The organism is Acetobacter fabarum (assembly GCF_011516925.1).
Lineage (GTDB): Bacteria > Pseudomonadota > Alphaproteobacteria > Acetobacterales > Acetobacteraceae > Acetobacter > Acetobacter fabarum.
In genome coordinates this window covers 59,152-85,456 of record NZ_WOTG01000001.1, presented here as the reverse complement: position 1 = coordinate 85,456, position 26,305 = coordinate 59,152, and the positions used below count along the sequence as shown (strand labels likewise).

At 57.9% G+C, this 26,305-nt stretch carries 28 protein-coding genes; 15 read left to right on the top strand and 13 right to left on the bottom strand.

Annotated features, from left to right (window positions below):
• Positions 1-112: 112 nt before the first annotated feature.
• The 11 genes from cysT (at position 113) to GOB83_RS00380 (ending at position 11,233) form a co-directional block, all read left to right on the top strand.
• A complete protein-coding gene (gene cysT / locus GOB83_RS00430; protein ID WP_086645931.1) occupies positions 113-964 on the top strand; it encodes a sulfate ABC transporter permease subunit CysT in 852 nt (283 codons plus the stop codon).
• The gene (locus GOB83_RS00425; protein ID WP_086645932.1) at positions 961-1,764 is read left to right on the top strand and encodes a sulfate ABC transporter permease; all 804 of its coding nucleotides are present in this window, start codon (positions 961-963) and stop codon (positions 1,762-1,764) included. The genes cysT and GOB83_RS00425 overlap by 4 nt, the downstream gene beginning before the upstream one ends.
• Complete coding sequence (locus GOB83_RS00420; RefSeq protein WP_165924928.1) at positions 1,761-2,825, top strand: sulfate/molybdate ABC transporter ATP-binding protein; 1,065 nt, start codon at positions 1,761-1,763, stop codon at positions 2,823-2,825. The genes GOB83_RS00425 and GOB83_RS00420 overlap by 4 nt, the downstream gene beginning before the upstream one ends.
• An 81-nt stretch (positions 2,826-2,906) precedes the next feature.
• Complete coding sequence (locus GOB83_RS00415) at positions 2,907-3,254, top strand: DUF2849 domain-containing protein (RefSeq protein WP_095349145.1); 348 nt, start codon at positions 2,907-2,909, stop codon at positions 3,252-3,254.
• Between the two features lie 23 nt (positions 3,255-3,277).
• Complete coding sequence (locus GOB83_RS00410) at positions 3,278-4,969, top strand: nitrite/sulfite reductase (protein ID WP_086645934.1); 1,692 nt, start codon at positions 3,278-3,280, stop codon at positions 4,967-4,969.
• A complete protein-coding gene (locus tag GOB83_RS00405) occupies positions 4,956-5,447 on the top strand; it encodes a DUF934 domain-containing protein (RefSeq protein ID WP_086645935.1) in 492 nt (163 codons plus the stop codon). Before GOB83_RS00410 ends, GOB83_RS00405 begins: the two co-directional genes overlap by 14 nt.
• 4 nt (positions 5,448-5,451) lie before the next feature.
• Positions 5,452-7,443, top strand: a complete 1,992-nt coding sequence (locus GOB83_RS00400) for a glycosyltransferase N-terminal domain-containing protein (RefSeq protein WP_165924927.1) — start codon at positions 5,452-5,454, stop codon at positions 7,441-7,443.
• Positions 7,444-7,445: 2 nt separating this feature from the next.
• A complete protein-coding gene (lpxK, locus tag GOB83_RS00395) occupies positions 7,446-8,423 on the top strand; it encodes a tetraacyldisaccharide 4'-kinase (protein ID WP_373321575.1) in 978 nt (325 codons plus the stop codon).
• Positions 8,424-8,434: 11 nt separating this feature from the next.
• Positions 8,435-9,331, top strand: a complete 897-nt coding sequence (locus tag GOB83_RS00390) for a lysophospholipid acyltransferase family protein (RefSeq protein WP_373321574.1) — start codon at positions 8,435-8,437, stop codon at positions 9,329-9,331.
• Between the two features lie 176 nt (positions 9,332-9,507).
• A complete protein-coding gene (locus GOB83_RS00385; protein ID WP_095348857.1) occupies positions 9,508-10,308 on the top strand; it encodes an inositol monophosphatase family protein in 801 nt (266 codons plus the stop codon).
• Positions 10,309-10,396: 88 nt separating this feature from the next.
• Complete coding sequence (locus GOB83_RS00380; RefSeq protein WP_165924924.1) at positions 10,397-11,233, top strand: lipid-binding SYLF domain-containing protein; 837 nt, start codon at positions 10,397-10,399, stop codon at positions 11,231-11,233.
• A 46-nt stretch (positions 11,234-11,279) separates the two neighbouring features.
• Here the strand turns inward: GOB83_RS00380 and mltG are convergent, their stop codons facing one another.
• The 9 genes from mltG to GOB83_RS00335 form a co-directional block, all read right to left on the bottom strand.
• Positions 11,280-12,314 carry an endolytic transglycosylase MltG gene (mltG, locus tag GOB83_RS00375; RefSeq protein ID WP_373321573.1) on the bottom strand — a complete coding sequence of 345 codons (1,035 nt, stop codon included), beginning with the start codon at positions 12,312-12,314 and terminating at the stop codon, positions 11,280-11,282.
• On the bottom strand, positions 12,304-13,572 hold the full coding sequence (fabF, locus tag GOB83_RS00370) for a beta-ketoacyl-ACP synthase II (RefSeq protein ID WP_165924922.1): 1,269 nt from the start codon (positions 13,570-13,572) through the stop codon (positions 12,304-12,306). The genes mltG and fabF overlap by 11 nt, the downstream gene beginning before the upstream one ends.
• 105 nt (positions 13,573-13,677) lie before the next feature.
• Positions 13,678-13,917, bottom strand: coding sequence for an acyl carrier protein (locus GOB83_RS00365; protein ID WP_025825175.1), 240 nt, complete (start codon positions 13,915-13,917; stop codon positions 13,678-13,680).
• Between the two features lie 289 nt (positions 13,918-14,206).
• Entirely contained in the window at positions 14,207-14,947 is a 741-nt protein-coding gene (fabG, locus tag GOB83_RS00360) for a 3-oxoacyl-[acyl-carrier-protein] reductase (protein ID WP_165924921.1), read from the bottom strand.
• A 15-nt stretch (positions 14,948-14,962) separates the two neighbouring features.
• Positions 14,963-15,907 (bottom strand): ACP S-malonyltransferase, encoded by a 945-nt coding sequence (gene fabD, locus GOB83_RS00355; RefSeq protein WP_165924920.1) that lies wholly within the window; start codon positions 15,905-15,907, stop codon positions 14,963-14,965.
• 381 nt (positions 15,908-16,288) lie between these two features.
• On the bottom strand, positions 16,289-17,548 hold the full coding sequence (locus tag GOB83_RS00350; protein ID WP_165924919.1) for a class I SAM-dependent methyltransferase: 1,260 nt from the start codon (positions 17,546-17,548) through the stop codon (positions 16,289-16,291).
• Positions 17,549-17,562: 14 nt separating this feature from the next.
• Positions 17,563-18,312: a glycine betaine ABC transporter substrate-binding protein gene (locus tag GOB83_RS00345; RefSeq protein ID WP_165924918.1), complete on the bottom strand. Its 750-nt coding sequence runs from the start codon at positions 18,310-18,312 to the stop codon at positions 17,563-17,565.
• Between the two features lie 194 nt (positions 18,313-18,506).
• The gene (locus GOB83_RS00340) at positions 18,507-18,863 is read right to left on the bottom strand and encodes a hypothetical protein (protein ID WP_086645946.1); all 357 of its coding nucleotides are present in this window, start codon (positions 18,861-18,863) and stop codon (positions 18,507-18,509) included.
• Positions 18,864-19,436: 573 nt separating this feature from the next.
• Positions 19,437-19,646 (bottom strand): hypothetical protein, encoded by a 210-nt coding sequence (locus GOB83_RS00335; protein WP_165924917.1) that lies wholly within the window; start codon positions 19,644-19,646, stop codon positions 19,437-19,439.
• A gap of 27 nt (positions 19,647-19,673) precedes the next feature.
• On the opposite strand from GOB83_RS00335, the gene GOB83_RS15070 reads away from it, so the two are divergent.
• Complete coding sequence (locus tag GOB83_RS15070) at positions 19,674-20,363, top strand: cold-shock protein (RefSeq protein WP_086645947.1); 690 nt, start codon at positions 19,674-19,676, stop codon at positions 20,361-20,363.
• 121 nt (positions 20,364-20,484) lie between these two features.
• Here the strand turns inward: GOB83_RS15070 and smpB are convergent, their stop codons facing one another.
• Genes smpB through GOB83_RS00310 form a run of 4 tightly spaced genes read right to left on the bottom strand, consistent with a single transcriptional unit; the run spans position 20,485 to position 23,523 of the window.
• Entirely contained in the window at positions 20,485-20,982 is a 498-nt protein-coding gene (smpB, locus tag GOB83_RS00325; protein WP_086645948.1) for an SsrA-binding protein SmpB, read from the bottom strand.
• A 2-nt stretch (positions 20,983-20,984) separates the two neighbouring features.
• Entirely contained in the window at positions 20,985-21,875 is an 891-nt protein-coding gene (gene dapA, locus GOB83_RS00320) for a 4-hydroxy-tetrahydrodipicolinate synthase (RefSeq protein WP_095348852.1), read from the bottom strand.
• Between the two features lie 11 nt (positions 21,876-21,886).
• Entirely contained in the window at positions 21,887-22,783 is an 897-nt protein-coding gene (locus GOB83_RS00315) for a prephenate dehydratase (protein ID WP_086645950.1), read from the bottom strand.
• Positions 22,784-22,788: 5 nt separating this feature from the next.
• Positions 22,789-23,523 carry a 3-deoxy-manno-octulosonate cytidylyltransferase gene (locus tag GOB83_RS00310; RefSeq protein ID WP_264802395.1) on the bottom strand — a complete coding sequence of 245 codons (735 nt, stop codon included), beginning with the start codon at positions 23,521-23,523 and terminating at the stop codon, positions 22,789-22,791.
• 108 nt (positions 23,524-23,631) lie between these two features.
• Here GOB83_RS00310 and GOB83_RS00305 point away from each other — a divergent pair, with 108 nt between their 5' ends.
• The 3 genes from GOB83_RS00305 (at position 23,632) to serA (ending at position 26,305) form a co-directional block, all read left to right on the top strand.
• Positions 23,632-24,147 (top strand): c-type cytochrome, encoded by a 516-nt coding sequence (locus GOB83_RS00305; RefSeq protein ID WP_165924915.1) that lies wholly within the window; start codon positions 23,632-23,634, stop codon positions 24,145-24,147.
• Positions 24,147-24,938: an inositol monophosphatase family protein gene (locus GOB83_RS00300; protein ID WP_165924914.1), complete on the top strand. Its 792-nt coding sequence runs from the start codon at positions 24,147-24,149 to the stop codon at positions 24,936-24,938. The genes GOB83_RS00305 and GOB83_RS00300 overlap by 1 nt, the downstream gene beginning before the upstream one ends.
• Before the next feature lie 107 nt (positions 24,939-25,045).
• A complete protein-coding gene (serA, locus tag GOB83_RS00295) occupies positions 25,046-26,305 on the top strand; it encodes a phosphoglycerate dehydrogenase (protein ID WP_086645954.1) in 1,260 nt (419 codons plus the stop codon).

The window sequence follows — 26,305 nt, the reverse complement described above, 5'->3', positions numbered from 1 at the left end:
AAGAATGGCCGCTGCGGCATAAAGGTCGTGGCGGCCACTTTTCAGGCGCTCTTGTTCGCCTGTAAGGTACGATTTTTAAAAGGTGGGCAGGCAGATATATGAGTGCCATGTCATGACTCTGTCGCGTCTTGCTTTTTTTAGGGCTGGCGGCTCTGCCCTGCCCGGCTACAGGCTGTCGCTCACGCTAACATTGGCGTGGACGGGCTTTTTCATCATCCTGCCCCTTTCTACCCTGCTGGTTTATCCGTGGCAGGGTGGCACCGGCTCCATGCTGTCTGCCTTGCATGACAGTCGCATGCTGGCGGCATTGTGGACGAGTTTTTCGTGCGCGGCTATTGCCGCAGCATGCAACATACCATGTGGGCTGCTGCTGGCCTGGGCTCTGGCGCGGGGTAACCTGCCGGGGCACCGTCTGGCAGATGCGCTGATCGACCTGCCGCTGGCCCTGCCTACGGCTGTTTCAGGCATTACGCTTGCAACGCTCTATGGGCCGCACGGGTGGCTGGGGTCCCTGCTGGCGGTTTTCGGGGTCAGTGTTTCCTATAACAAGGCTGGCATTGTGCTGGCGCTTATGTTCGTGGGGCTGCCCTTTGTGGTGCGTGCAGTGGAACCGGTCCTGCGCAACCTGCCGCAGGAACTTGAGGAAGCCGCACATCTGCTGGGGGCAAGGCCATGGCAGATTTTTGTGCGCATTATTGCCGCCCCCGTCTTGCCCGCGCTCATAACCGGGTTTGGTCTGGCTTTTGCCCGTGGCATTGGGGAATACGGGTCCGTTATTTTTATTGCGGGTAACCAGCCGTTTAAAAGCGAAATCGCACCTCTGCTGATCGTGGTCAGGTTGCAGGAGTTTGATTATCCGGGTGCTACCGCCATTGCCCTTGTGCTGTTGTGCGTCTCACTTCTTTCGCTCGCACTGATCGGTGGTGTGCGCCGTCGCTTTGCCGTGTGGAGTGAACCAGCATGACCCGTTATGTGGTATGGGCTGCAAGCTGGCTTTTTATTCTTGTCGTGCTTGTGACTCCCCCGGCACTGGTGTTGACCGAAGCGCTCAAGGATGGCGTTGGGGCCTCTCTGGCCACGTTGTCGGACCCCGATGCACAGGCTGCTATCTGGCTGACACTGCGCGTGAGTGTTGTGGCTGTTGTACTCAATACCCTCTTCGGTATTCTGGCAGCGTGGGTGCTGGTCAAGTTCCGCTTTCCGGGGCGGCAGTTCCTGCAAATTCTGGTGGAACTGCCGCTGAGCATTTCGCCCGTTGTTTCGGGGCTTGTCTGGTTGCTGCTGTTTGGTGCCCAAGGGTGGTTTGGGCCGCTGTTGGAGCGATGGAATATCCATATCGCTTTTGCCGTGCCGGGTATTATTCTGGCCACATTGTTTGTAACGCTGCCTTATGTCGTGCGCACGGTCATGCCGGTTATGGAGGTGCAGGGGCGTGATGCGGAGGAAGCCGCTGTTCTGGCGGGAGCCGGGTTCTGGCAGGTTCTGTGGCATGTCACCCTGCCGGGTGTACGCGGGGCTCTGCTTTCCGGCGTGTTGCTGACAACTGCCCGTGCTCTGGGGGAATTCGGGGCGGTATCAGTCGTGTCTGGCCATATACCGGGTGAGACGGAAACCATGCCGTTGCATATTGAAAATCTTTATAACGGCTACCAGTCAGTCGCGGCCTTTACCATGGCCGCTCTGCTGGCGCTTATGGCCATGAGTGCGGTTCTGCTCAGGTCCGCACCGGAATGGCTTGCAAGATTGCAGGAGAAAAAGGCGTGAGTATTGAGGTCTGCAATCTGGTTCGTCTGGTTCCGGGCGCGCGGCAGCCATTGCTGGATAACGTGTCTCTCAAAGTGCCCGATGGTGCGTTTGTTGCTCTGGTCGGGCCTTCGGGGGCTGGTAAAACAACCTTGCTGCGCGCCATAGCCGGGCTGGACAACTGCAGCAGTGGGTCCATCCTGCTGGATGATAGCCCCATGACCAGCGTAAAGGACCGTGCGGGCCGCATGGGGTTTGTGTTCCAGAACTATGCCCTGTTCCCGCATATGACGGTCGCGCGCAACATTGCCTTTGGGCTGGATGTGCAACCTCGTGCGGAGCGCCCTGCCCGCGCCCAGATTGCCCAGCGGGTGGAAGAACTGCTGGAACTGATGCAATTGCAGGGCATGGGGGGCAAGCACCCTGCCAAGCTGTCGGGTGGCCAGCGGCAGCGTGTGGCGCTCGCGCGCGCGCTAGCAACAGGGCCGCGCGTTCTGCTGCTGGACGAACCTTTTGGTGCGCTGGACCCCATTGTGCGCCGTTCTATCCGGACATGGCTGCGTGAACTGCACGATACGCTGGGCCTGACCACCATTCTGGTCACGCATGATCAGGAAGAAGCCCTTGAGGTGGCGGACCGTATTGTGGTCATGCAGTCCGGCAGAATTGTGCAGGATGCCTCCCCCATGGATCTGGATGAGCAGCCCGCGACTGAATTTGTGATGGAGTTTCTGGGGGAAGCCGTGTCTTTCCCCGGGGAAGTCCGGCATGGCCGCATGATCCCGGATGACGCGCTGGTCCTGCCTTTTGCCGTTCCCGAGGGTGTGACAGACGGCCCTGCCGTTGCCATGATCCGCCCGTATGAAATGAACATACAAAAGCCGGCCTCCGAACAGGATGTGCTGAGCATTTACGCAGCCCCCCGGGGTACGCGGAATGGCTACAGGCATTATACGCTCCAGCTTGGGGAGCGGGTTGTGCCGTTTTACCGCCCGGTGGATGAGGCCGATGTGCAGGTGCAGGGGGTCGCGCTGGACATCAGCCGTTCCCGCCTGTTCCGTCAGGGACTTTTGTGTGCATGATACGCGTCTGATGCGTGATATGTTGATAAAGACGAAAATTTATGTAATTTTCTGTCGTGGAATACGCGGAAAGGTATGAGCGTGGATCGCAGGAATAATCGTCGTGATACTGAAGGTTGTAGTGTTGTTACAGCTAACCGTCTGCTTGATGGCCGGATTGTCTGGCTGGATGCGCAGGGAAAATGGCAGTTGACCATTGGTCAGGCATGCCTGTTCCCCAATGATGGAATGGAAGACCTGCTACGTTCCCAAAATGCCCGTGCAGGGGCGGATAATGTGGTGGGGGTTTACGGTGTGCAGGTGGAAGAGACCGCGCACGGCCCGCGCCCCCGCACTACGCGCGAGCGTATCCGTGCCGCGGGCCCGAGTGTTCATGCTGAATTTACGCCCCTCTGGCAGCCCGCCCCCGCTGCTGCAAGTGGCTCCTGAATAAAACCCGACGGACCAAAACCATGCCCCACTCTCCCCAGCCCCCAGCAGACGTCGGCCGGTATGCGTATGACGCGGTTGACCGGACATTCCTCAAACAGCGGGTCGAACAGTTCCGTGATCAGGTGCAACGCCGGATTTCTGGCGCCCTGAGCGAAGATGAGTTCAAACCCCTGCGCCTGATGAACGGCCTTTACCTGCAACTGCATGCCTACATGCTGCGGGTGGCTATTCCCTACGGTATTGTCAGTGCCAACCAGATGCGCACGCTGGCTCATATTGCCCGGCGGTATGACCGGGATTACGGGCACTTTACCACGCGCCAGAATATCCAGTTCAACTGGATCCGGCTGGAAGATACGCCTGATATTCTGAATATTCTGGCTGACGCGGAAATGCACGCCATCCAGACCAGCGGGAACTGCATCCGCAACGTCACATCCGACCAGTTTGCCGGTGCTGCCCGTGATGAAGTTCTGGACCCGCGCGTACATGCGGAAATTCTGCGCCAGTGGTCCACCCTGCACCCCGAATTTACGTTTTTGCCGCGTAAATTCAAAATTGCCATTTCGGGCAGTGCGCAGGACCGTGTTGCCGCCCGTTTTCATGACATCGGGCTGCTCGCACGTAAGGGGGAAAATGGGCGCGCGGTATTCGAGGTCTATGTTGGCGGCGGTCTGGGGCGTACCCCGGTTATTGGCGTAAAACTGCGCGATGACCTGCCAGAAGAAGACCTGATCGCGTACCTGGAAGCTGTTCTGCGCGTCTATAATGCGTATGGGCGGCGCGATAACATTTACAAGGCCCGGATTAAAATCCTTGTGCAGGCTCTGGGCCTTGGCGCGTTCCGTGATGAGGTCAATGCCGAGTTCATGGCCATGGATCGCAGCCGGTACCGTTTGCAGCCCGAGGTCGTGGCTGCCATTCGCGCCCGCTTTGCTACTCCAGTGTTTGAGGATGCCTCTGCCGGTACTGCCCAGCTGGCAGCCCAGACCAAGGTGGACCCCGCCTTTGCCGCATGGGTAGGCACCAATACCCACCCGCACCAGCAGGACGGGTATTGCAGTGTAACCATTTCGTGCAAGCCTGCTGGCGGTATTCCGGGGGATGTTACATCTGCCCAGATGGACCTGCTGGCAGATCTGGCGGACCAGTACAGCTTCGGCGAACTGCGGATCACACACCTGCAGAACGTGGTGCTGGGGCATGTGCGCAAGGATAGCCTGTTCGCGCTGTGGCAGGTGCTAAGCGCCAATGGTCTGGGCACGGCCAATATCGGCATGATAACCGATATTATTGCCTGCCCGGGGCTGGATTACTGCGCACTGGCCAATGCCCGTTCCATCCCCATTGCCCAGAAGCTGAGCCAGCGCTTCTCCAACGCTGCCCTGCAGCAGGAAATTGGCGCGCTGCGGCTTAATATTTCAGGCTGCATCAATGCCTGCGGTCATCACCACGCCGGGCATATTGGTATTCTGGGTGTTGATAAACGTGGGGAAGAAGCGTTCCAGATCACTCTGGGCGGTAATAGCGGGGAAGATGCTTCCATCGGCCAGATTATTGGCTCGGCCATGTCTGAGGATGAAACGGTTGATGCAATTGCCAGAATTGTTGATACCTATCTGGTCCAGCGCAAGCCGGGCGAACGTTTTATTGAAACCTGCCGCCGCCTAGGCGCCGCGCCATTCAAGGACGCAGCTTATGCCACTGCTTGAGAACGGTCAGATTGTACAGGATGGATGGACGCTGGTTGAGGATGGCCAGCCCCTACCTGATGGCGACATTCTGCTGCCTCTTTCCCGGTTGTCCGAAGGGCTTGGGCGGAATGGCAAAGGGCGTCTGGGCATTGTGCTCAAGCCTGACGAGCGGGTGAGCGACCTAAAGGAAGCCCTGCCCCGCCTTGACCTTGTCAGCCTGAACTTTCCTATTTTCCGGGATGGACGGGCATTTACACAGGCCCGCTCCTTGCGCGAGCATCTGCATTTTGCCGGTGCCGTGCGTGTAACGGGGCATTTTCTGCCGGATCAGTATGAGTTCCTGCTCCGCTGTGGTGTTAGCCAGCTTGTTATTCCCGAGCAGAGCGATCTGGCGGTGTGGCAGCAGGCGCATGAGCGGATAACGGTTGCTTACCAGCCGTCCGTTCTGAACGAACGCCCGGAAGGATTTGCATTCAGGCGGTTCCTGACTCCCTGAGAGTATGGCTGTGCCACGGGTGTGGAAGAGTGCAAGCGGGCTTTTTCGATCCATTGTTGTGGGGGCCATCCGGGCCTACCTCGGGTTCGCATTGCGGACCACGCGATGGACCTTTAAAATTGACCCGCAATCCTACCTTTACCTGACCAGTCAGGAGGGGCGGACAGCCGTTGTGGCTTTCTGGCACGAGGTACTGCCCCTAACTCCCGCCCTGTGGTGGTGGGCTGAGCGCCAGAATCCCGCAGTGCATCTGCGGGTTCTGGTGAGCCGCAATAGCGATGGCCGGGTGATAGCCGATGTGGTTGCGCCGTGGCGGATCTGGTCCATAGCCGGTTCATCAAATACAAGAGGTAAAAGCAAGGGGGGCGCTGCGGCCATGCTACGTATGCGCGCCAGCCTGCTGCATGGCTGTCTGGTTGCCATTACCCCCGATGGGCCATGTGGGCCACGTAGGCAGACACAGCAGGGGGCCGAAGCGCTGGCGCGGCTGGTGGGCAAACCTGTTATTCCCATGGGGGCATCCTGCCGGGCCATACGGCTTAAATCATGGGATAAAATGTTTTTCCCCCTTCCCTTTGGGCGCGGTGTGTTTGTGAGTGGTGCACCTTTGTGGCCTACCCCGGATTGCCAGATGCAGGATCCGGCCTTTAACCTGCAAACCCACATGAACAACCTTATGGAGCAGGCTCAGGTGGAGCAGCAGCACGCAGCCGCCGGGCATATTGCTCTCCGGCCGCAGGTCACATGCCCTTCGCATATATGGAAAGGTGTGGGGGCGTTGCTGGCACCAGCTCTTCCGCTTTATCTGCGCTGGCGGCAGAGCAAGGGGAAGGAAGTTGCTGGGCGGGTGCGCGAAAAAATGGGTTTTGCCACCTGCCCTCGCCCGTCTGGCAAACTTTTGTGGTTTCATGCCGCCAGTGTGGGAGAGGCTTTGTCTATTCTGCCGCTGGTGCAGGCTTGTTTGCGGCAGAACGCACATATTACTGTACTGGTGACAACGGGCACGGTTACAGCCAGCACCATTGTGGCGCAGCGCTTTGCGCACGACCGGGTTGTGCACCAGTTCATGCCCTTGGATGTGCCAAGGTGGTGCCAGCGGTTTTTAAACCATTGGGCACCACAGGCCGCTGTTTTTACCGAGAGTGAGTTGTGGCCCACGGTACTGGGGGCATGCCACGCCCGTAACCTGCCTGTAGTGCTGGTCAACGGGCGGATGTCTGCATCGTCCTTCCGGTTCTGGCAGCGTGTGCCCGGTGTTGCGCAGCGCATGCTGGCCCCATTTGCATGGGTTTCTGCCCGGACGGAGGAGGATGCACAGCGCCTGCGGTCTTTGGGAGCGAACTCACAACTCTCTCCGGGAGACCTGAAAACCGCGGCTCCTCCTTTGCCTGTGGATGCTCAGGTTCTGGCCGATTTGCGGGTAGTTATAGGGGAACGCCCCGTATTTGTAGCCGCCTCCACCCATGCGGGGGAGGAGGAGGTCATAGCGCGTGCAGCACACATTATTCGCCAGACATACCCCAGCTTGCTGAGCATTATTGTGCCGCGTCACCCCGAGCGCGGGGCAGACATCGCATCCCGTTTAAACTCAGCGCCAAGGCGGGCGCAGAATGCCCTCCCCACAGAACGAGATGCTTTTTGGGTGTGTGATACGCTGGGCGAACTGGGACTATTCTTCAGGCTGGGGGATTGCACCTTTATTGGTAACAGCCTACCGGTCTGCCCCGGTGGAGGACATAACCCGTTTGAGCCCGCACGCCTTGGCTGTGCTGTAGTAACAGGCCCGCAGGTCCATAATTTTGAGGAGGCCTATCAGGCACTGCATGAGTGCGTGCAGGTTGTGCACGATGAGCAGTCTCTGGCCGCATGGGTTGTAAGGATGCTTTCCTGCCCTGAGGAGCGGGCTGTGCTGGCACAACAGGCACAGGCCGTGGCAACGGTTAACGCAACCCTGCCCGATGATCTGGCCCACCAGATTCTGGAACTCATATGGTAAGGCTGACCCCTCCTGCATTCTGGGGCAATCCTCAGGCCCGCTTCTGGCCCACGCTGCTCGCGCCCCTGGCTTGGGGTGTTGCGGGTATTGCGCGCCGCAGAATGCGCAGGCCGGGCTGGCAGGCTCCCGTGCCGGTCCTGTGCTGCGGCAATGTGAGTGTGGGGGGCGTGGGCAAAACCACGGTGGTTATTGATCTGGTGCAGCGCCTGAGCGCGCGGGGGCGTAACCCGCATGTGTTGACGCGTGGTTACGGTGGGCGTGAGGCCAATGGCATCCGGGTTAACCCTGCCCGGCACACTGCGCGGCAGGTGGGAGATGAGCCGTTATTGCTGGCGGAGTATTGCCCTGTCTGGGTTGGTGGGGACCGTAGTGTTACCGCACGCCATGCCGTGCAGGCCGGGGCAGATTGCCTGATTATGGATGATGGGTTTCAAAACCCGTCTTTGCAGAAAACCTTCTCGCTTCTGGTCATTGATGGGGCCGTGGGGTTTGGGAATGGGCGCATCCTCCCCGCAGGCCCACTGCGTGAGAGGGTCGGGGATGCTCTGGCCCGAGCCGATGCGCTGCTGGTGATAGGGGCGGACCAGACCGGAGCCGTTGAGCATACGGCTGCCCTGCCCGTTTTATGGGCTGATCTGGAACAGTGTGCTATTCCACCAAGCGTTGTGCACCGCCCATGTGTGGCGTTTGCGGGCATAGGCCGGCCGGAGAAGTTTTTTAAGGGTTTGCAAGGGGCTGGTTTAAGCCTTGCCCGCGCCCTTCCTTACCCCGACCATTACGCGTATAAACGGCGTGATATAGAGCGGCTTCTGGCATTGGCCAACGGGCTGGACGCACAACTTGTTACAACCCCCAAGGATGCCATGCGCCTGCCCCCCGATTTTCGTAAAAATGTGGCTGAGGTCGGTGTGCGGCTTGTCTGGCAGGACCCAACAGTGCCTGAACGCCTGCTGGATATGTTTCTGGCCGCCCCGGCATGAAGGCCCGGAGCATGGCCGTACGGTACCGGCTGGAAGCATGGGTAGCATTTGCGCTGCTGTGGCTGCTGGAGCGTTTGCGGCCTGACCATTCTTCCAGTCTGCTTGGCCTGTTTTGCCGTGCTCTTGGCCCGTGGCTTCCTACATCGCGGATTATCAGGCGTAATCTGGAACTGGCCATGCCGGAACTGGATCAACAGGACCACAAGCGCATTGTGCGCGGTGTGTGGGAAAATCTGGGCCGGACCATAGGCGAACTGCCGCATCTTTCTGCCTTGCAGGAGAACACTCCCGCAGGGCCGGGGTTTGAGGTGCGGGGAGCGGAACATCTGGCGCAGCAGGCGTTGCGGGGTGGGCCTGTTCTGTTTGTATCAGGCCATATTGGTAACTGGGAAATGCTGCCCCCTGCCGTGGCGCGGCATGGCACGCCTTTTGCATCGTTTTACCGTGCTGCGGCTAACCCGCTGGTTGATGCCCTGCTCCGTTCGCTGCGGAACAAAGCCATGGGCGATACGCCTGTTCCCCTTTTTGCCAAAGGGGCAAAGGGCGCTCGTGGAGCCTTGGCCTATGTGTCTGGCGGAGGGCGTGTGGGCATGCTGGTGGACCAGAAAATGAACGACGGGATTGAAGCCACATTTTTCAATCGCCCGAGCATGACAGCCCCAGCCCTTGCCGCCATGGCGTTACGTTACCGCTGCCCGGTTATTCCCGGTTATGTGGAACGTCTGGGGCCTGCCCGCTTGCGTATTGTTGTGGAAGCGCCTCTGGAACTCCCCGATACAGGGGATAAACGGCAGGATTTGCAGATACTGGTGCAGATGGTGAATAACCGCTTAGAAGAATGGATCCGTAAAAATCCATCAAGCTGGCTCTGGTTGCACAGGCGCTGGGCTAAAGAGCTGTACCGTTAAGAGGTATTGCCGCAAGGTCGTGCAGTTCGGGTGATTGCTGCCATAGATGGGCCGCCACAAAAGCTGTTTATAAAAATATCAGACATGCAAACGGATGGCGCATAAAGCGGGTCGCCCTGCCACGGGCTTGGCGGTATGGTGGCTACATGTGAATTTTTGTTGGAGTAGCCATTTCCATGCCAGCCCTCCCCAGCCCCGCCCTAGCCTACCGACTGGAAGCCGCCCGGGCTGTTGTGCATGATGCCGCCCGCCTGGCCATGTCCATGCGGCCACCGCCGGGCGGACCGCAGGGGGAGCTGAAGTCCGCACAGGACTGGCTGACGGAAACAGATGGTGCAGTCGAGGCCTTTATTGCACAGCGCATGCAGGCTCTTTTTCCCGAAGATGGCTTTCAGGGGGAGGAAGGTGGCGTAAGCCGCACAGGGAGCCTGCGCTGGGTTGTGGACCCGATTGATGGTACGTCCAATTACGCCCGTGGCCGCTGCCGGTGGTGTGTTTCCCTCGGCCTGATGGACGGGGACGAACCCGTGGCCGGTGTTATAGATGCCCCGGCATTGGGCGAGGTTTATACGGCATTACGTGGGTACGGAGCATTTTTGAACGGGAAGCCCATCAAGGCTTCCCCCATAAAAGACCCTGCCCGCTCCATGATCGAAATGGGGTGGAGTGGCCGCGTGCCCAAACCCGTGTTCATGGACAAGATGGATGCCATTATGGAGCTGGGCACCATGCCCCGTTCTGGCGGGTGTGGCGCGCTGGCACTGGCCGATGTGGCCAGCGGCCGGCTTGATGGATACATTGAAATTGTTATCAACCTGTGGGACGTGGCCGCCGCCCTGCCCCTGCTGGCCGAAGCCGGGGCAGTTGTTTCCCCCTTCCTGCAAAATGGCGGGTTAACAGGTGGGGCGACCATTCTGGCAGCCAACCCGCATATTGGCCCTGTACTGGCCAAGGCTGTGTCTATTCCGCTGGAATAAAAACAAAACAAAAACTGGCCTTTCTCGCGCCACAAAAGCATGCTTTTTTAAACGCTAATTTACCGGACTTATCGTGGAGAAACCCGGAATGCATTTATTTAAACGGCTGTCTTCAGTTTCTCTGGTTCTGGCCGCAACCGTGCTGGCTCCCGGCGTGGGGGCGTGTGCGCAGGCAGCGGATACTGCGCAGGCTACTGTTGATAAAGCAGCCTTGACTGTGCAGGATATTTTTCTGGGCGCAACCGGCCAGAGCGCCTTGGTGAGCAATCTGGCCAAGGCGCGTGCGGTTATGGTCTGCCCGTCCATGTTCCGGATGTCCATTGCATTTGGCGGTGCACATGGGGAATGCGTGCTGCTGGCAAAAGATGCGCGTGGTTCCTGGTCTGACCCCGCCTTTTACAAACTGAGTTCTGCTTCCTTTGGCATCCAGTTTGGCGTGCAGAGTTCCCAGATCGTTTTCTTCATCATGACGGATCGTGGCCTTCAGGCTCTGCTGGACAGCCAGTTCCAGTTTGGTACCAATGCGGGTGCTTCTTTTGCCAATATGAGTTCTGCTGTTGCCAGTTCCAATGCTGGGGCCAGCAATACGGATATTCTGGTGGCACAGAAGTCTCAGGGCGTTTTTGCCGGGGCATCCCTCGGTGGGAGCAAACTGACTGTTAACAGTGATGAAAACCGGGCGTATTACAAACAAAGCGTTGGCCCGGAAGATATTGTTGTGAGCATGCGCGTGAACAACCCGGATGCAGACCCCCTGCGCAGTATTCTGATGCGTTATGCCCGCAGAGCGCAGACTGCCACCACAACAGCCCCTCGTGCAGCCGCGACAACGGATGCCATTGATAGTGACAGCACGGGTGCAACCGCTCCAAGCGGCGGGATTGTGCAGGAAAACCTTTCCCCTGCCCGTTCAGGCTCCCGCTAACAACATATTTGTGCAGATTGCACCAGCCACTTTACGCCTTGCGGTATTAGTGGCTGGTTTTTTGTTTGCGTAACAGCAAAACATTATGGTTGTGGTCACCCAGCGTGGCCGCAAAATTATGTCCGCCCGCTCCATTTGCCACAAAATACAGCATATCGCCTTTTGCAGGGTGAGCCGCAGCCTCCAGCGCAGCTTTGCCGGGGGAGCAGATCGGCCCCGGTGGCAGGCCAGTATAAACATAGGTGTTGTAAGGGCTGGCCGTCTGGAGGTCCGTGTGAGTTAAGGGCCGGTCCAGCGGTGGTTTCCCCTGCGTTATGGCGTAGATTACCGTAGGGTCCGTCTGCAGTTTCATGTTCTTTTGCAGGCGGTTGTAAAAGACACGGGCGACCGATGGCCGTTCATCTGGCAGGGCTGTTTCTTTTTCAATAACAGACGCCAGCGTAACCAGCTCTTGCGGGTTGCCAAGCGGTAAACCGCTCTCTCTTTCTGCCCAGACCTGTTTTAATGTCTGCGCCATGCTGGTTTGCATATGGGCCAGCAGGTCCTTGCGCGAACTGTTGCGCAGGTACGTATAGGTCTGCGGGAGAGTGCTTCCTTCCTCAGGTAGAGGAGTATCTCCCGTTAATAACGGCGCAGCTTGGACCAGAGCTTGAATCTGCCATGCTGTCAGCCCTTCGGGGATGGTCAGCTTATGCTGGACAGGCTTCCCATGCCGCAAAATCCATAATGTCTGTGCAATGGAGGCATAGGCGGGGAAGTGCAATTCCGCCGCATGAAGTTGTCCATCCCGGCGGGTCAGGGCAACAGCACTTAAAAAAACGCGACCGCTCCACCAGTTTGTGGGAACAACGCCAGCATTTTGTAGGGAAGATAAGGTCGTGGCATAGTTGCCGTGCGGGACCACAATATCCTGATCAGTGGATAACGGTCCGGGGCAGGTATAGCTTTGCCAGCCTAAAAAGGCGGTAAGCCCCATGCCGGCCGCAAGAACAAAAACGCCTCCTCCAGACCACTTGAGAAAACAGGAAAGTTTACTGTGGCCGGAAGGAGGAGAAGATGTTTTTTTACGCTTAGACGCCACGCACGATCAGGCTGGCATTTGTCCCGCCAAACCCAAAGCTGTTGGACAGGGCAATGTTGATCGGACGCTGCTGCGCTGTATGCGCCACGCGGTCGATCACGCTCTCGCGCGAGGGGCTGTCCAGGTTAAGCGTGGGCGGTGCCACGTTATCCCGGATGGCAAGAATGGAGAAAATTGCCTCCACAGCGCCAGCCGCCCCGAGCAGATGCCCCGTAGCAGATTTGGTGGAAGACATGGCCAGCTTTTTGGCGTCATCGCCAAACAGACGTTCCACAGCTTCCAACTCAAGATCATCTGCCATGGTCGAGGTGCCATGAGCATTCACGTAGTTGATGTCGGCCGTGGTCAGGCCTGCACTTTGCAGGGCAGAGCGCATGGCGCGGTAAGCACCGTAATGCCCTTCCGAGGGTGCCGTAATATGGTACGCATCGCCGGACATGCCGTAACCGATGACTTCACCATAGATTTTGGCACCACGGGCTTTGGCGTGCTCATATTCTTCAAGCACAACAATGCCCGAGCCTTCGCCCATGACAAAGCCATCACGGTCTTTGTCCCACGGGCGGGAAGCCTGCTGCGGTGTTGCGTTAAAGCCGGTGGAAAGGGCGCGCGCAGAGCAGAACCCGGCAATACCCAGCGGGCAAACCGTGGCTTCAGCCCCACCGGCAACCATAACGTCAGCATCGCCAAACATGATCAGACGGGCTGCGTCACCAATGGCATGAACCCCGGTTGCGCAGGCGGTTACAACCGAATGGTTGGGCCCCTGAAAACCGTATTTGATGGAAACGTGCCCGGATACAAGATTGATCAGGGCAGAAGGAATGAAAAACGGCGACAGCCGCTTTGCACGTCCTTCATGCACGGTAATGGAGGCGTCATAGATGGTTTGCAGGCCGCCAATGCCAGAACCGATCATAACACCGGTGCGGCATTTTTCTTCTTCGGTCTGAGGTTTCCAGCCGGAATCCTCAACCGCTTCCGTTGCGGCAACCAAGCCCATATGGATAAAGCGGTCCATCTTGCGCTGGTCTTTGGTTGGCACCCACTCGGATAGCGTGAGTTTACCTTCCTCCCGCGGTCCGTTCGGGACCTCCCCTGCAACCTGTGCAGGTAGATCACTCGCATCGAACTGCGTGATTTCACCAATCCCGCTCTCGCCTGCGATCAGACGTGACCATACGTTTTCGACACCGAGGCCGAGAGGCCCGACGATGCCCATGCCGGTGACGACAACGCGTCTCCGTCCAGAATTCATTCCGGCCGAAAGCAACAAACCAGCCCGCTCCCCATTCGACACATATCTGGTCCCTCAGCCATCTGAGGGACCATAACCCTGTAATTTAAGGCAGATGGCCTGAAATCAGGCGGCTTTCTGCTTTTCGATATAGTCGATGGCGTCTTTCACCGTGGTGATTTTTTCAGCGGCATCTTCAGGGATTTCGACATTGAAGGCTTCTTCAAACGCCATCACCAGCTCAACGGTGTCAAGGCTGTCAGCGCCCAGATCGTCAATGAAAGACGCTTCCGGAGTGACCTTGCTTTCCTCGACGCCGAGATGCTCGACCACGATTTTCTTAACCTTATCAGCGATTTCGCTCATCTGTCTTTCTATCCCATATGCCTGCCTGCCGAAAATGGCAGGTTGTTCAGGTGTTTAATCCGCGATGGACCTTGTCGCTGGTAGAGAACCAGGTGGGTAGATGCCCGCCCCATTCCGGTCCAGCAGTAAGGTGTTGCGCGCGATTAGCACGTTTTATCTCTCCACGCCAAGGCAAACCGGACAAATACATCTGTCGCAAGCCCAAAACAGCGTGGTTGCGCTGCATGTGTGGCACATCTTAAAGCATTTTGCACCACCTGTTCTAGCGGTGCATATGCTTTTCGTGTGCTCAGGCCATCACCATGCCGCCGTTAACATGCAGTGTAGCGCCAGTTACCCACCGCGCTTCGTCCGATGCCAGATACAGCACGGCAGACGCAACATCTTCCGGCTGACCAAGGCGCGCAAGCGGAATGGAGGACAGGAGCTTTTCCTTCTGTGCGTCTGGCAGCACGTCCGTCATGGGGGTGACAATAAAGCCCGGAGCCACCACGTTGACCGTGACCCCGCGCGAGCCTGCTTCCTGCGCCAGAGATTTGCTCATGCCCACCATGCCAGCCTTGGCTGCGGCATAATTGGCCTGCCCGGCATTGCCGGTTGTGCCAATAACAGAGGCAATATTGACAATGCGGCCTGCCCGGCGGCGCAGCATACCCTTAAGTGTGGCCCGGCAAAGGCGGAATGGGGCTGCCAGATCAACATTAAGAACCTGATTCCAGTCCTCGTCCTTCATGCGCAGGGCAAGCGTGTCACGCGTAAGGCCTGCGTTGTTGACCAGAATATCCAGCGGTGCGCCGGCAACTTCTTCTGCTTTTGCAATCAGGGCATCTGCTTCTGATGGCTCGCTCAGGTTGGCAGCGGCATAAAACGCCCCTTCCCCCAGTTCTTCCGCCAGTTCGCGAATAACGGCTTCACGCGTGCCAGACAGAACAACTTTGGCGCCCTGAGCATGCAGTATTTTGGCAATGGCGCTGCCAATGCCACCGGAAGCACCTGTTACGAGTGCGGTTTTTCCATCCAGTCGGAACATGTTGTTAAACCTGCTTTAGAGGGATTTCAGAAAGGTTTCGATATCCGCCGGGGTGCCGATGGAAAGGGTCGAAACTTCGGGGTCAATGCGTCGTACCAGACCGGACAGAACCTTGCCTGCCCCGATTTCTACAAACGTATCAACGCCCAGACCGGTCATTGTGGCCACGCTTTCACGCCAGCGGACACGCCCGGTTACCTGCTGGACCAGGTTGTTGCGAATCGTGTCTGCATCAGTTTCACGTTCTGCGGTCACATTGGCGATCACGGGCACAACCGGTGCTGCAATATCTGCCTTGGCCAGTGCTTCGGCCATGGCGTCCTCAGCGGGCTTCATGAGCGAGGAATGGAATGGAGCAGAAACGGGAAGTTTGACCGCACGCTTGATCCCCATTTCCTTTGCTATGGCAATGGCGGCATCAATCCCGGCCATTTTGCCCGAAATTACAATCTGGCCGCCGCCATTGTCGTTGGCAATTTCCGTGCTGCCGCTCTCACTCGTGCGGGTGCAGACCTCTTCCGCCTGAGCCAGCGTGACACCAATAAGTGCGGCCATGCCGCCTTCCCCGGCGGGGACTGCGCGTTGCATGGCCTGCCCGCGCAGGCGCAGCAGCCGGGCTGCCTGTGCAACATCAAAAGCCCGACCAGCCGCCAGAGCTGCGTATTCGCCCAGTGAGTGCCCGGCAAGCAGGCTTACGCGGCCCGCCAGATCCAGCCCACCATCCTGTTCCATTACGCGCAGAACTGCCATGGAAACAGCCATGAGTGCAGGCTGGGCATTTTCGGTGCTGGTCAGGGTTTCTATCGGACCTTCAAAAATCGTTTTTGACAGATGTTCGCCTAGAGCATCGTCAACTTCCTGAAAAACTGCACGTGCGGCGGGAAAAGCTTCAGCAAGCTCCTGCCCCATGCCAACGGACTGGCTGCCTTGCCCGGGAAAAGTAAATGCGTAAACGGCCATGATACTCACTGTTTCAAAAACGACGCCCAAAGGCGGACATATTGCAAGGAATGGAAGGAAAGAACGCGGCAAAAAGCGGGCCATCTGTGCCGTGGTGGCCGCATGCTGCCCAGTGGTTCTGCCCTTCCGGCAGGCAAAAGTGCGGGCAGAATAGGGCCTGTGTTAACAGGGCACAATACGCCAGACCAGAAGGAGCGGCACAACCCACGGAATTGCAAAGGTTTTGCTCGTGCTGCAGCACGGTTTTGTGCGCAGGGTTCAGGCAAACCAGCCCAGCTTGGAGCAAAACGGTGCGGTGCGCGCAGGCCGGTAGTGCTGGCGATAGTGGTAATGCAAGAGTGTGAGCGTATGTGACGGGTAAAGTTATGTGCTCACATACGTTCAGGCTGGAGAGCGGAGCAGAACACGATTCAGCCGTTCCAGAATGCCAAAGCTTTCCTGCCAGACATGCTTGAACTTTTCTGCGCTCACGCCGCGTGTGGCCAAAATCTCCGCCAGTTCACCCACGGTTCGTTCTCCATCAATCAGGGGGAGAATACCACGGGTCTGGGGCGGGAGCGGAATAGGCACAACAAGCGTACCAAAGTGGAAGGGCAGCATGTTATCGGGTGTCATCTGCTTGGCCAGTTCTGCGCCCGGAATTTCGCGCATGATCGGCACTGCCTCTGGGTTCAGTGGATCAGGTTTTTCGGGGGCTGTGTGTTTGCGTACGACATAGGCAACATGCGTTGCCATGTTGCCAGTAAGGTCCTCGGCAATGGCGGCCTGAGTCTGCCAAGGCAGGGTGGACAGGCGTGCACGCAGGCGTGGGTCGGGCAAAAAGAGGCCCGGGTCGTACCGTGCTGGTTCCATAAGAGCCGTGGGTTCAAGTCCGGCCTGATCCAGCAGGGCCAAAAAATCGGTAATGGTGTAAGAGCGGTCTCTGGGGTTGAGGAGCAGATCGTAAAGCCCTGCATCCCCGCCAGAAAGATGATCCCCAAAATTACCGTTCTGGTGCAGCCATGCTGTTGCTGGCAGGGTGCGCATGACGCGGCGGGCCACGTCCAGCCGCTCCTGTGGTGAGTGCGCGAGTGGTGCCAGTTTTTCCAGTGCGTCCTGCACCATGTACACGCCGGTACGGCCATAGGGCGCATAAACCATCAGCCCCATGCCGCCATGGGGGGCAAGGTGGCGTTCCAGAGTCTGGAGTGCCGCGACCGGGTCTGGCAGATGGTGCAGTACGCCGCAGCAATCAATATAATCGAATAGTCCCAGTTCAAGCGATTCCAGCTCGGTCAGGGAGCCCTGAACGAACCGGATATTGTCCAGTGAGCGGGCTTTGGCCCGGGCCTGCGCAATGGAAAGAGCTTTTTCTGAACGGTCCAGACAAACAACTTCCGCCGGGCGCGCAACCCGTGCCAGCTGCGTTGCCAGCATAATTGCCCCATCGCCCGTGCCGCACCCGGCCACCAGCACCCGCAATGCCTGACTGCGGGGGCGTTGTGCGCCAAAAACCCAGTAATCTACTTCTCGCAGGTGGCTAGGGCTGCCAATGAGCAGCCGGCGGTTTTCGTCCTGTGGGTCGCGCTCCGGGTATGGGTATGCCTCGTACTGGGCGGCTAGCCCGGCATCGCGGTCATCTGCGGCTGTGTTGTGTGTCATGGACCGGCACCTTTTTAGCGTGGCAGAAGCTTACCGCGCTGCCATGCTTCGGCAGCTTCATCCGCGCTCATGCCTTCCACCCGCATGGCGTAGTCCATGGCGCTGATGATTTTGGCGCTCAGCATCAGCTCATCCAGTTCGTCCACCAGATCTGTTTCCAGCTCATCGCGCAGGCCATCGCGGAGCAGAAGGGTTGCTTCCATCTCCCCGCCCATGGCTTTGTGGGGGTCATTCAGAATACGCAGCCCCCCCTGATGGAACAGAAAACAGGGCTGGAACAGGGGCAGAAGGCTGGGCTGCTCGGCGGCAAGGGCGGCATTCAGCCTTGCCAGAGCTTCTTCATCCGGGAGCACCTCAAGGGTAAAGCCTGCCTCTGCCAGATTGTAGGTGCGCAAAACCTGTTCCATGCGTTTGGCAAGGGACTGGGGCGTTACAATCGTGCGGGCAATGCCCTGCCCTGCCTGCGCCAGATCGCTCAGGGATGTGAGGGTGCTGTTCTCGTCCGAAATGCAGCAGCAAGCTTCGGGCTGGAACAGCCGGCCCAGTTGCGTGGTGCCAGCGCCAAGGAGAACGGAATCCTCATCCGGCAGCCATGCGGCAACATAGATGTCGATTTCCCCTTTGTGCAGCAGATCGGCCAGAGCCTGCTTGGGGCCGGTTACAATTTCGGGCTCAATATCGTTGGCCTCGAGAACCCGAATGATGGTGGCCGCCGTCGCCTCATGAATGGTGGACTCAGGATAGGCGAGTGTCAGGGATGTCATTTCGGGTTCCTCTGGATCAGTCGGGACAGCAAGATGTCTGCCCTGTCCTTGCCGCACGGCAAAGTGCAGTGGCAATCCCTCAAATGGAAATATCTGCTTCCATCGGGCATTTTATCAGGCACAGGATAAAGAAAAACCGCCACCCCGGTAAGGGAATAGCGGCGGAAAAGCACCAGAAAATGGCTTGGGGGCGTTTAGGCGGCAACAATATCCTGTTTGATCGGCAGAACGGGGCGGATCATGTTCAGGGCATCGGCAAAAGAGGCAAACTGGCCCAGAGTGTTGTCACGCACGGCGTCCATGACAATCCAGCGGTTGCCGCGGGAATAAACCTTGTAGGCCGGGTTTGATGTTTCGCGCACCCACACCAGGACGTAACCGGATGAAACGCCAGCCTGTTTTTCTTCGGCTGGGAAAATATCGGCATCACAAATGCCCATGGGCTGGCTGGCCGCAATCCAGCGGTCCAGATAGTCGCGGTGGCGACACATGATTTCCATCTGGAACGGGATGATCTGACAGACGTTCTGTGTTTCCGACTGGCGCAGCATAAGTTCTGTATCCCCTACATCAAAACCCGGTGGCTCTTTCTGATTTTGAGAGTAAGGGCGAAACTCCTTACCGCGCTATAGGAAAGAGAGGTCTTTCGCCTCATAAACGGGCAGGTTGATAGGGTAGTGACGAAAAAAACACAGAAACGCACGGTTTGATAGGAATTTATGCACAAAAATAAATCTTCTGATTAAAAAATAGGCACGATTTATGACGAGATAGCGTTACCCTGTGAGTTCTAATTAAACATAAAGCCTGAATTGCAGGCGGGTTGCCTGCATTATGCGCCTACTTATTTAAGCGAATGGTCCAACTTGCCAGACAGCCTGATGTAAAGCGCGCGGTGCGTTATGTGCACCTCACTCTATATAAGGCGTCCGCGCTGCCGCTTGGGATGTGTGGGAGCATAGCGCAGATCGTGTTCGATTCTGCGTATGACGTTCATGCCTGCTTTTTAAACTTGGCTGGATAATCGATAAGGTTGCTCACCGCAGCGTTACGGAATTATGTCATGCGCGCATCAGTTGTGGCGGTGCGAGGGGGTATTCTGGCGGGATGGAAAGGCTTCGGTATCACAACTTTGTGATACGAAGAAAAGTGCGTGAAGCAGGCGCGGTTTTCATGCTTTGCTGTAGCAGCACACTCATGACTGTGCTACGCATGCGTTGGGCATGTTTGCAATATTCAGGAGGGGGAATGATGGGCTTTTTGTTCAAAGCACGTAATCCTGTCAACCCATTCTGGCAGTTTGCCCGTTTTTCAATATCCGGAGAAGTTTCCATCTTCTCCGCACTCCAGGATCAAGACCGTTGAAAAGTAACAGGACCGACCGCAGCCCCCGTTCTCCTCGCCGCGGCGGATTTGATGACGACAATTATATGTCGATGCCTTCTTTCGGTGAACGCCCCTCTTATGGTGGTGGTGACCGTGGTGGGTTTGCTCCGCGTCGCCCCGCTGGCGGTCCGCAGGTTATCGCTTCCGGCCCGGAAGTGGGTGCATCCGTTAAGTGGTTCAATGGCGAAAAAGGCTTCGGCTTTGTCGAACTCGCTGATGGATCGGGCGATGTGTTCCTGCACGCCAACGCGTTGTCTCAGGCTGGTGTTCAGGGTGTAAACCCCGGCGCTACGCTGGTTGTGCGCATTGGTCAGGGCCCCAAGGGTCGCCAGGTTGCCGAAGTCATCTCTGTTGATGAAAGCACGGCTCAGCCGGAACGTCCGCGTAGCCCTGCTGGTGGTCGCCCTGGCTTTGGTGCGCGCCCTGCTGCTCGCCCCGCTCCTGACCTGTCTGATGCTGAAGATACGCGCGGTACCGTTAAGTGGTACAACGCTGTTAAAGGCTTTGGCTTCATCACGCCTGAAGGCGGCGGCAAGGACATCTTCATCCACGCTTCTGCTCTGGAACGTTCCGGTCTGCCGGGCCTGAATGAAGGTCAGGGCGTGAACGTTAAAGTTGTTCAGGGCCAGAAGGGTCCGGAAGCTGCTGAAGTGACCTCTGCCTGAGGCACTGCTTTTTAGCGGTAAGTAAGAAAAAAGCCTCGGTTTTATAACCGAGGCTTTTTTTATGACCGTTTGTGTCTGACAAAGTTGCGCAGAGCTGTGCGTATGTAACAGTCGGAGCGGGTTAGTAGTCGCCCTTCCCCTTGTTGCGGATCAGGCGGGCCTTGTCGCGCTGCCAGTCCCGGTCTGCTACGGTCTGGCGCTTGTCTACACTCTTTTTACCAACGCCCAGACCAAGGGTGACCTTGGCTAGTCCGCGGTCGTTGAAGTGGATATCCAGCGGAACAAGGGTTGCCCCCTGCTTGGCAATGGCCCCCATAAACTTCTGGGCCTGCTTGCGGTGCATAAGCAGCTTGCGGGGCGCGCGCGAATCAAAGCGGGACAGCACTCCCCCCTGATATTCAGGGATGTAACTGTTAAACAGCCAGAGTTCACCGTTACGCTCACCAGCAAAGGCCTCGCCAATTGTTGCGCGGCCCAAGCGCAGGCTTTTTACTTCCGGCCCTTTAAGTACAAGCCCGGCCTCAACCGTTTCCTTGATGGTGTAGTTAAAACGGGCCTTGCGGTTCTGTGCGACCATGCCGTGCGAGATCATGGTGCTTTTGCTGGACTTTGCGGACATGATCAGCCCAGCAACCCGACATCAACCAGAGCCTGCCGGACTTTGTGGCGTGATTCATCGCTCAGGGGAGCCAGTGGCAGGCGGCAGGTTTCCCCCGCAAGGCCCAGCAGGCTTGCGGCGTATTTGGCTGGAGCGGGATTGCTCTCGCAGAACAGGGTGTCATGCAATGGGGTCAGCCGGTCCTGAATGGCAATGGCTTCCTGCGTCTTCCCTGCTTTCCATGCGCTCTGCACGGCAGCACACAGGGCGGGAGCGATGTTGGATGTCACACTAATGCAGCCATCCCCACCGGCTGCGAGAAAAGCGACTGCTGTGCCATCTTCGCCCGAGAGCTGGTTAAAGGGCTTGTCCACTGCCCGGCGTACCTGCAGAGGGCGGAACAGGTTTGCTGTTGCATCCTTTACCCCAACAATATTGCCGTGCTTTGCTAGACGGGCCGTTGTTTCCACATTGATGTCAATAATGGAGCGGCCGGGAATGTTGTACAAAATCACCGGGATGGAAACAGCATCTGCCACGGCCATGAAGTGCCGGTACAGGCCTTCCTGCGTAGGCTTGTTGTAATACGGAGCCACAACAAGGGCGGCGGCCGCCCCGGCCTGCTCTGCATGGCGTGCCAGATCAACCGCTTCGGACGTGCTGTTGGAACCCGCCCCGGCAATAACCGGCACGCGGCCGTTGGCAACTTTTATGGTGCGTTCAACAACAGCGTGGTGTTCCGTGTGCGACAGGGTTGGACTTTCCCCCGTTGTGCCTACGGCACACAGGCCTGCGGTGCCTTCCTTGATCTGCCAGTCCACCAGTTTTTCAAACGAATCAAAGTCCAGGCTTCCGTCCCGGTTCATGGGGGTGATGAGTGCAGTAATGGAGCCGGAGAAGAATGTATGAGGCATGGAGCGGTCACTTATCCTGGAATGGCATCTGCTGGAGCGGAACGCGGGGTGTCCTGCCCTTGGGTGGAAGCCTGGTGCCTGAACGGCGATTGTTGATAGACGCCTAGAATTGTGGCGTTTTTGGAAAAAAATTCAAGTTCTGCCAAGGCTTTGCCTAGACGGGAATCGCCGGGGTGGCCCTCTACATCCATCAAAAAGCGTGTAGCGGCAAATGTTTCGCCCGACATGTAGCTTTCCAGCCGGGTCATGTTGACACCATTGGTGGCAAACCCCCCAAGCACCTTATACAGAGCGCCGGGGCTGTTTTGCACACTAAAGAGCAGCGTGGTCATGACATGGGGTGTCTGTGGTGTGGGCACCTGCGGTGTGCGCGCGGTAATATAGAACCGTGTCGTGTTGTGGGAGGCGTCTTCCACATTCCGCTGCAGGATTTCCAGCCCATACAGTTCCGCAGCAAGGGCGGAGGCTACGGCGGCCTCTTCGGGCTTTTGCCAAAGTGCGACCAGTTCTGCAGCACCTGCCGTATCAAACTCGGTTACGGGCGTCAGATTATTGTTTTTGAGCAGATTGCGGATCTGGGCCATGGCCACAGGGTGTGTATGTACTCGGCGGATCTGCTCCATGCGGGTGCCGGGCACTACCAGCAGGCAGTGTTCAACACGCTGGAAGTGCTCACCAATAATATGCAGCCCCGCTGCGGGCAGGAGCGAATGGATGTCGGGCACACGGCCTGCCAGACTGTTTTCGCATGCCAGCATGGCCTGCTCGGCCTTGCCTGCATGTACTGCATCTATGGCATCTGCAAAGCTGTGGCATGGCAGGGTGGTCCAGCCGGGCCGCGCTGCGCGGCAGGCCATGTCGGAATACGCACCGTGCATGCCCTGAAAGGCTATAACTTTGTCCATCATGGCCTTTAAGCTCCAAGCAGGCGGCGTGCCCGTTCCAGATCCTGTGGTGTATCAACCCCAAAGGGCGCGATTGCAAGACGTGCGCAGCCAATACGCATACCATCCTCCAGTGCTCGGAGCTGTTCCAGACTTTCACGCTGTTCCAGACCAGATGGAGGAAGCTGGACAAAGCGGGCCAGAGCTGCCCGCCGCCATGCGTAAATCCCGACATGGTGCCATAGAGGCCCCGGCCCTGAGGGAATGGGCTGGCGGGAAAAATAGAGGGCGACCGCATGGTGTGCGGCCTGCGCAAAGTGGCATGCAACCTTGACAACAGAAGGGGCTGTTGCCTCTTCTTCCGTACTAACGGGGGCGACAAGCGTTCCAATATCAAACGCAGGATTATCCATGACCCCGCATACCGTATGCAGGGCATCTGGTGCCAGTGTGGGTAGGTCCCCTTGCAGGTTGATGATGGTGGAGTATTGCCCTTGTGGGTCCAGCGTCTGCACGGCCTGCCAGACCCGGTCCGAGCCGGAAGGCAGGTCTGGGTTGGTCAGTACGGCTGTCCCGCCCGCGTTGGTAACAACATCACAGATTTCGGGTTCAGCTGCGGCAACCACAACCGGACCAATTTCGGCCTTGAGTGCGGCGTTAAGCACATGCACGATCATGGGCAACCCAGCAATATCCGCCAGGGGCTTGCCGGGCAGCCTTGTTGAGGCAAGTCTGGCGGGTATGACAACAAGGGGCGGCATGATCAGCTTGCTCCAGAATACAGCGCGGCTTATAGGCGTGGAAAAGCGCCGCGCAGTCTAGAAAAGCTGCAATGCAAACGCAACCAGTGATCAGCAGGAGCAGAAGTGCGGATGGATGGCAGGTTCCTGAATAGGGTGGCGGTTTCGGTGCTGATAAGTGTGGTGGCCATGGGCGGTGCTCTGGTGGCGGCACGCTCTATTGTGCCGGACACGGCCCCTGCAGCCCCGGTTTTTCGTCTGCCGGACCTGCGGGCGGTTTCTATTGAGCCTTACATGCCGCGTGCCAGTCTGGCCCACGGCACGCTACTGGCCGGGCGTATTTGTGCCCAGTGCCATGGTTTTGCCCTTGGGAGCGAAGGCAATGCAGGCCCTGTTCTGGCTGGTGTTGTGGGGCGGAATATCGCCACGCTTCCCGGCTACGCCTATTCCGCAGCGTTGCGCCAGCATGCAACGCAGATATGGGATGATCAGAAATTATCTGACTGGCTTATGGCTCCTGCCAGATACGCACCCGGTACGCGCATGTCTTTTGCAGGTCTGCCTGACCCGCAGGACAGGGCGGATGTGATCAGCTATTTGCACACATTGCATACCCCTGCCCCCACCCCAGTAACAGGAGCACCCTGATGATCCCGCAGATAACAGACCAGTTTGTGGATGTGGCAACCATGCTGGCGGATACGGCGCGGAGCGTTGTTCGGCCATGGTTCAGGCGCGGTGTGGGGGTGGAGAGCAAAAAAGATGCAAGCCCGGTTACGGTCGCGGACAGGACGGCAGAACGGGTCATGCGGGCTATTCTGGCAGAACGCCTGCCAGAGCATGGTGTGTTTGGTGAAGAGTTTGGGCAGGACAACGCTCAGGCGGATTACCAGTGGCTGCTGGACCCGGTGGATGGCACGCGGGCATTTGTAACCGGGCGCCCGCTCTTTGGCACCCTGATTGCCCTTTTTTACAAAGGGGAGCCCGTGCTTGGCATTCTGGACCAGCCGGTTCTGGGCGAGCGCTGGGTTGGGGTAAAGGGGCGTGCAACCGTGTTTACTTCCTCCTTGGGGGGGCAGGCCCACACCCGGCAGGATGTTGCGCTGGCTGAGGCTGAAATGTCGTGCACATCGCCCGAAATGCTGGAACTGGCCCCGCATGACCGTTGGAAAATGCTCAAGCAACAGGCCCGCCGCATGACATGGGGTGGGGATTGTTACGCCTATGGGCTGCTTGCTCTGGGCCAGATTGATCTGATTGCCGAATGTGACATGAATCCCTGGGACTGGGGCGCACTTGTGCCCATTGTGCAGGGTGCTGGCGGCGTTATGAGCGCATGGGATGGATCCCCCCTGCGGATGGATGGAGATCGCACGGTTCTGGCGGCCGGTTCCCCTGCCCTGCACCGCGAGGCAGTGCGCATTCTGCAGGCGGATTAACAAGATTTATTGGTGGGAATAGTGCCAAATCTGGTGGCCCAGACTATGCACTGCCCCTGTTTTGCGATAGGTCTGCGCTTCGGTACAACAGCGATGGTCAGTCCAATATGAGCACGAGCACGCACCTGTCCCTCTCCAAGGACAAGATCCGTATTCTTCTGCTGGAGGGTATCCACGATAGTGCCGTCGCCCTCCTCAAGGCCTGTGGTTACGAGAATGTCGTACGCCACAAAGGCGCGCTTGAGGGCGATGCGCTCAAAAAAGCGCTGGAAGGTGTGCATATTGTTGGCATCCGCTCGCGTACGCAGCTGACCAAGGAAGTGCTTGAAGGCGCTGATCGCCTGATGGCCATTGGCTGCTTTTGCATCGGCACCAACCAGGTTGATCTTGAAACCGCACGCCTGAACGGGATTCCGGTTTTTAACGCACCGTACAGCAACACACGCTCCGTGGCCGAACTGGTCATGGGGGAAATTGTGATGCTGATGCGTCGGATTTTCCCTCGCTCGGTTGAATGCCATAAAGGTGAGTGGACCAAATCTGCTGCCAATAGCTGGGAAGTGCGTGGCAAAACCCTTGGTATTGTGGGTTACGGCTCCATTGGCTCGCAGCTTTCCGTTCTGGCGGAAGCCTTTGGCATGCGGGTTGTCTATTACGATGTGGTGGACAAACTCGGCCACGGCAACGCTCTGCCGGTAGACACGCTGGATGACCTGCTGGCCCAGAGTGATGTGGTCAGCCTGCACGTGCCTCAGCTGCCAACCACGGCAAACCTGATGGGCGCAGAGCAGATCAGCAAGATGAAGAAGGGCTCCTTCCTCATCAACAATGCCCGCGGCAATGTTGTTGATCTGGATGCGCTGTCCAAGGCGCTGGAAAGCGGGCATCTGCTGGGTGCCGCCATTGACGTTTACCCCAAAGAGCCCAAAGGCCCGGGTGATCTGCTGTCTACCCCGATCATGGGGCTGGATAACGTTATTCTCACCCCCCATATCGGTGGTTCCACGGCGGAAGCTCAGGAACGCATTGGCGTGGAAGTGGCGCGCAAGCTGGTGGAATATTCGGACGTTGGCTCCACTTTTGGTGCGGTCAACTTCCCCGGTGTTCAGCTGCCGCAAAGCCCGCGTGGCACGCGCTTCATGCATGCACACCATAACATCCCCGGTGTTATGATGAAGCTGAATGAAATCTTCCTGCGCGAAACCTGCAACGTAACGGCTCAGTTCCTCCAGACCGATGGAGAGATCGGTTATGTGGTGATCGAAGCCGATACGGGTGGGGATACCGATCTGGACGATCGTCTGCTCAAAGCCCTGCGTGAACTTGATGGCACGGTTCGTGCCCGCCTGATTTACAAGGGTCGCTAA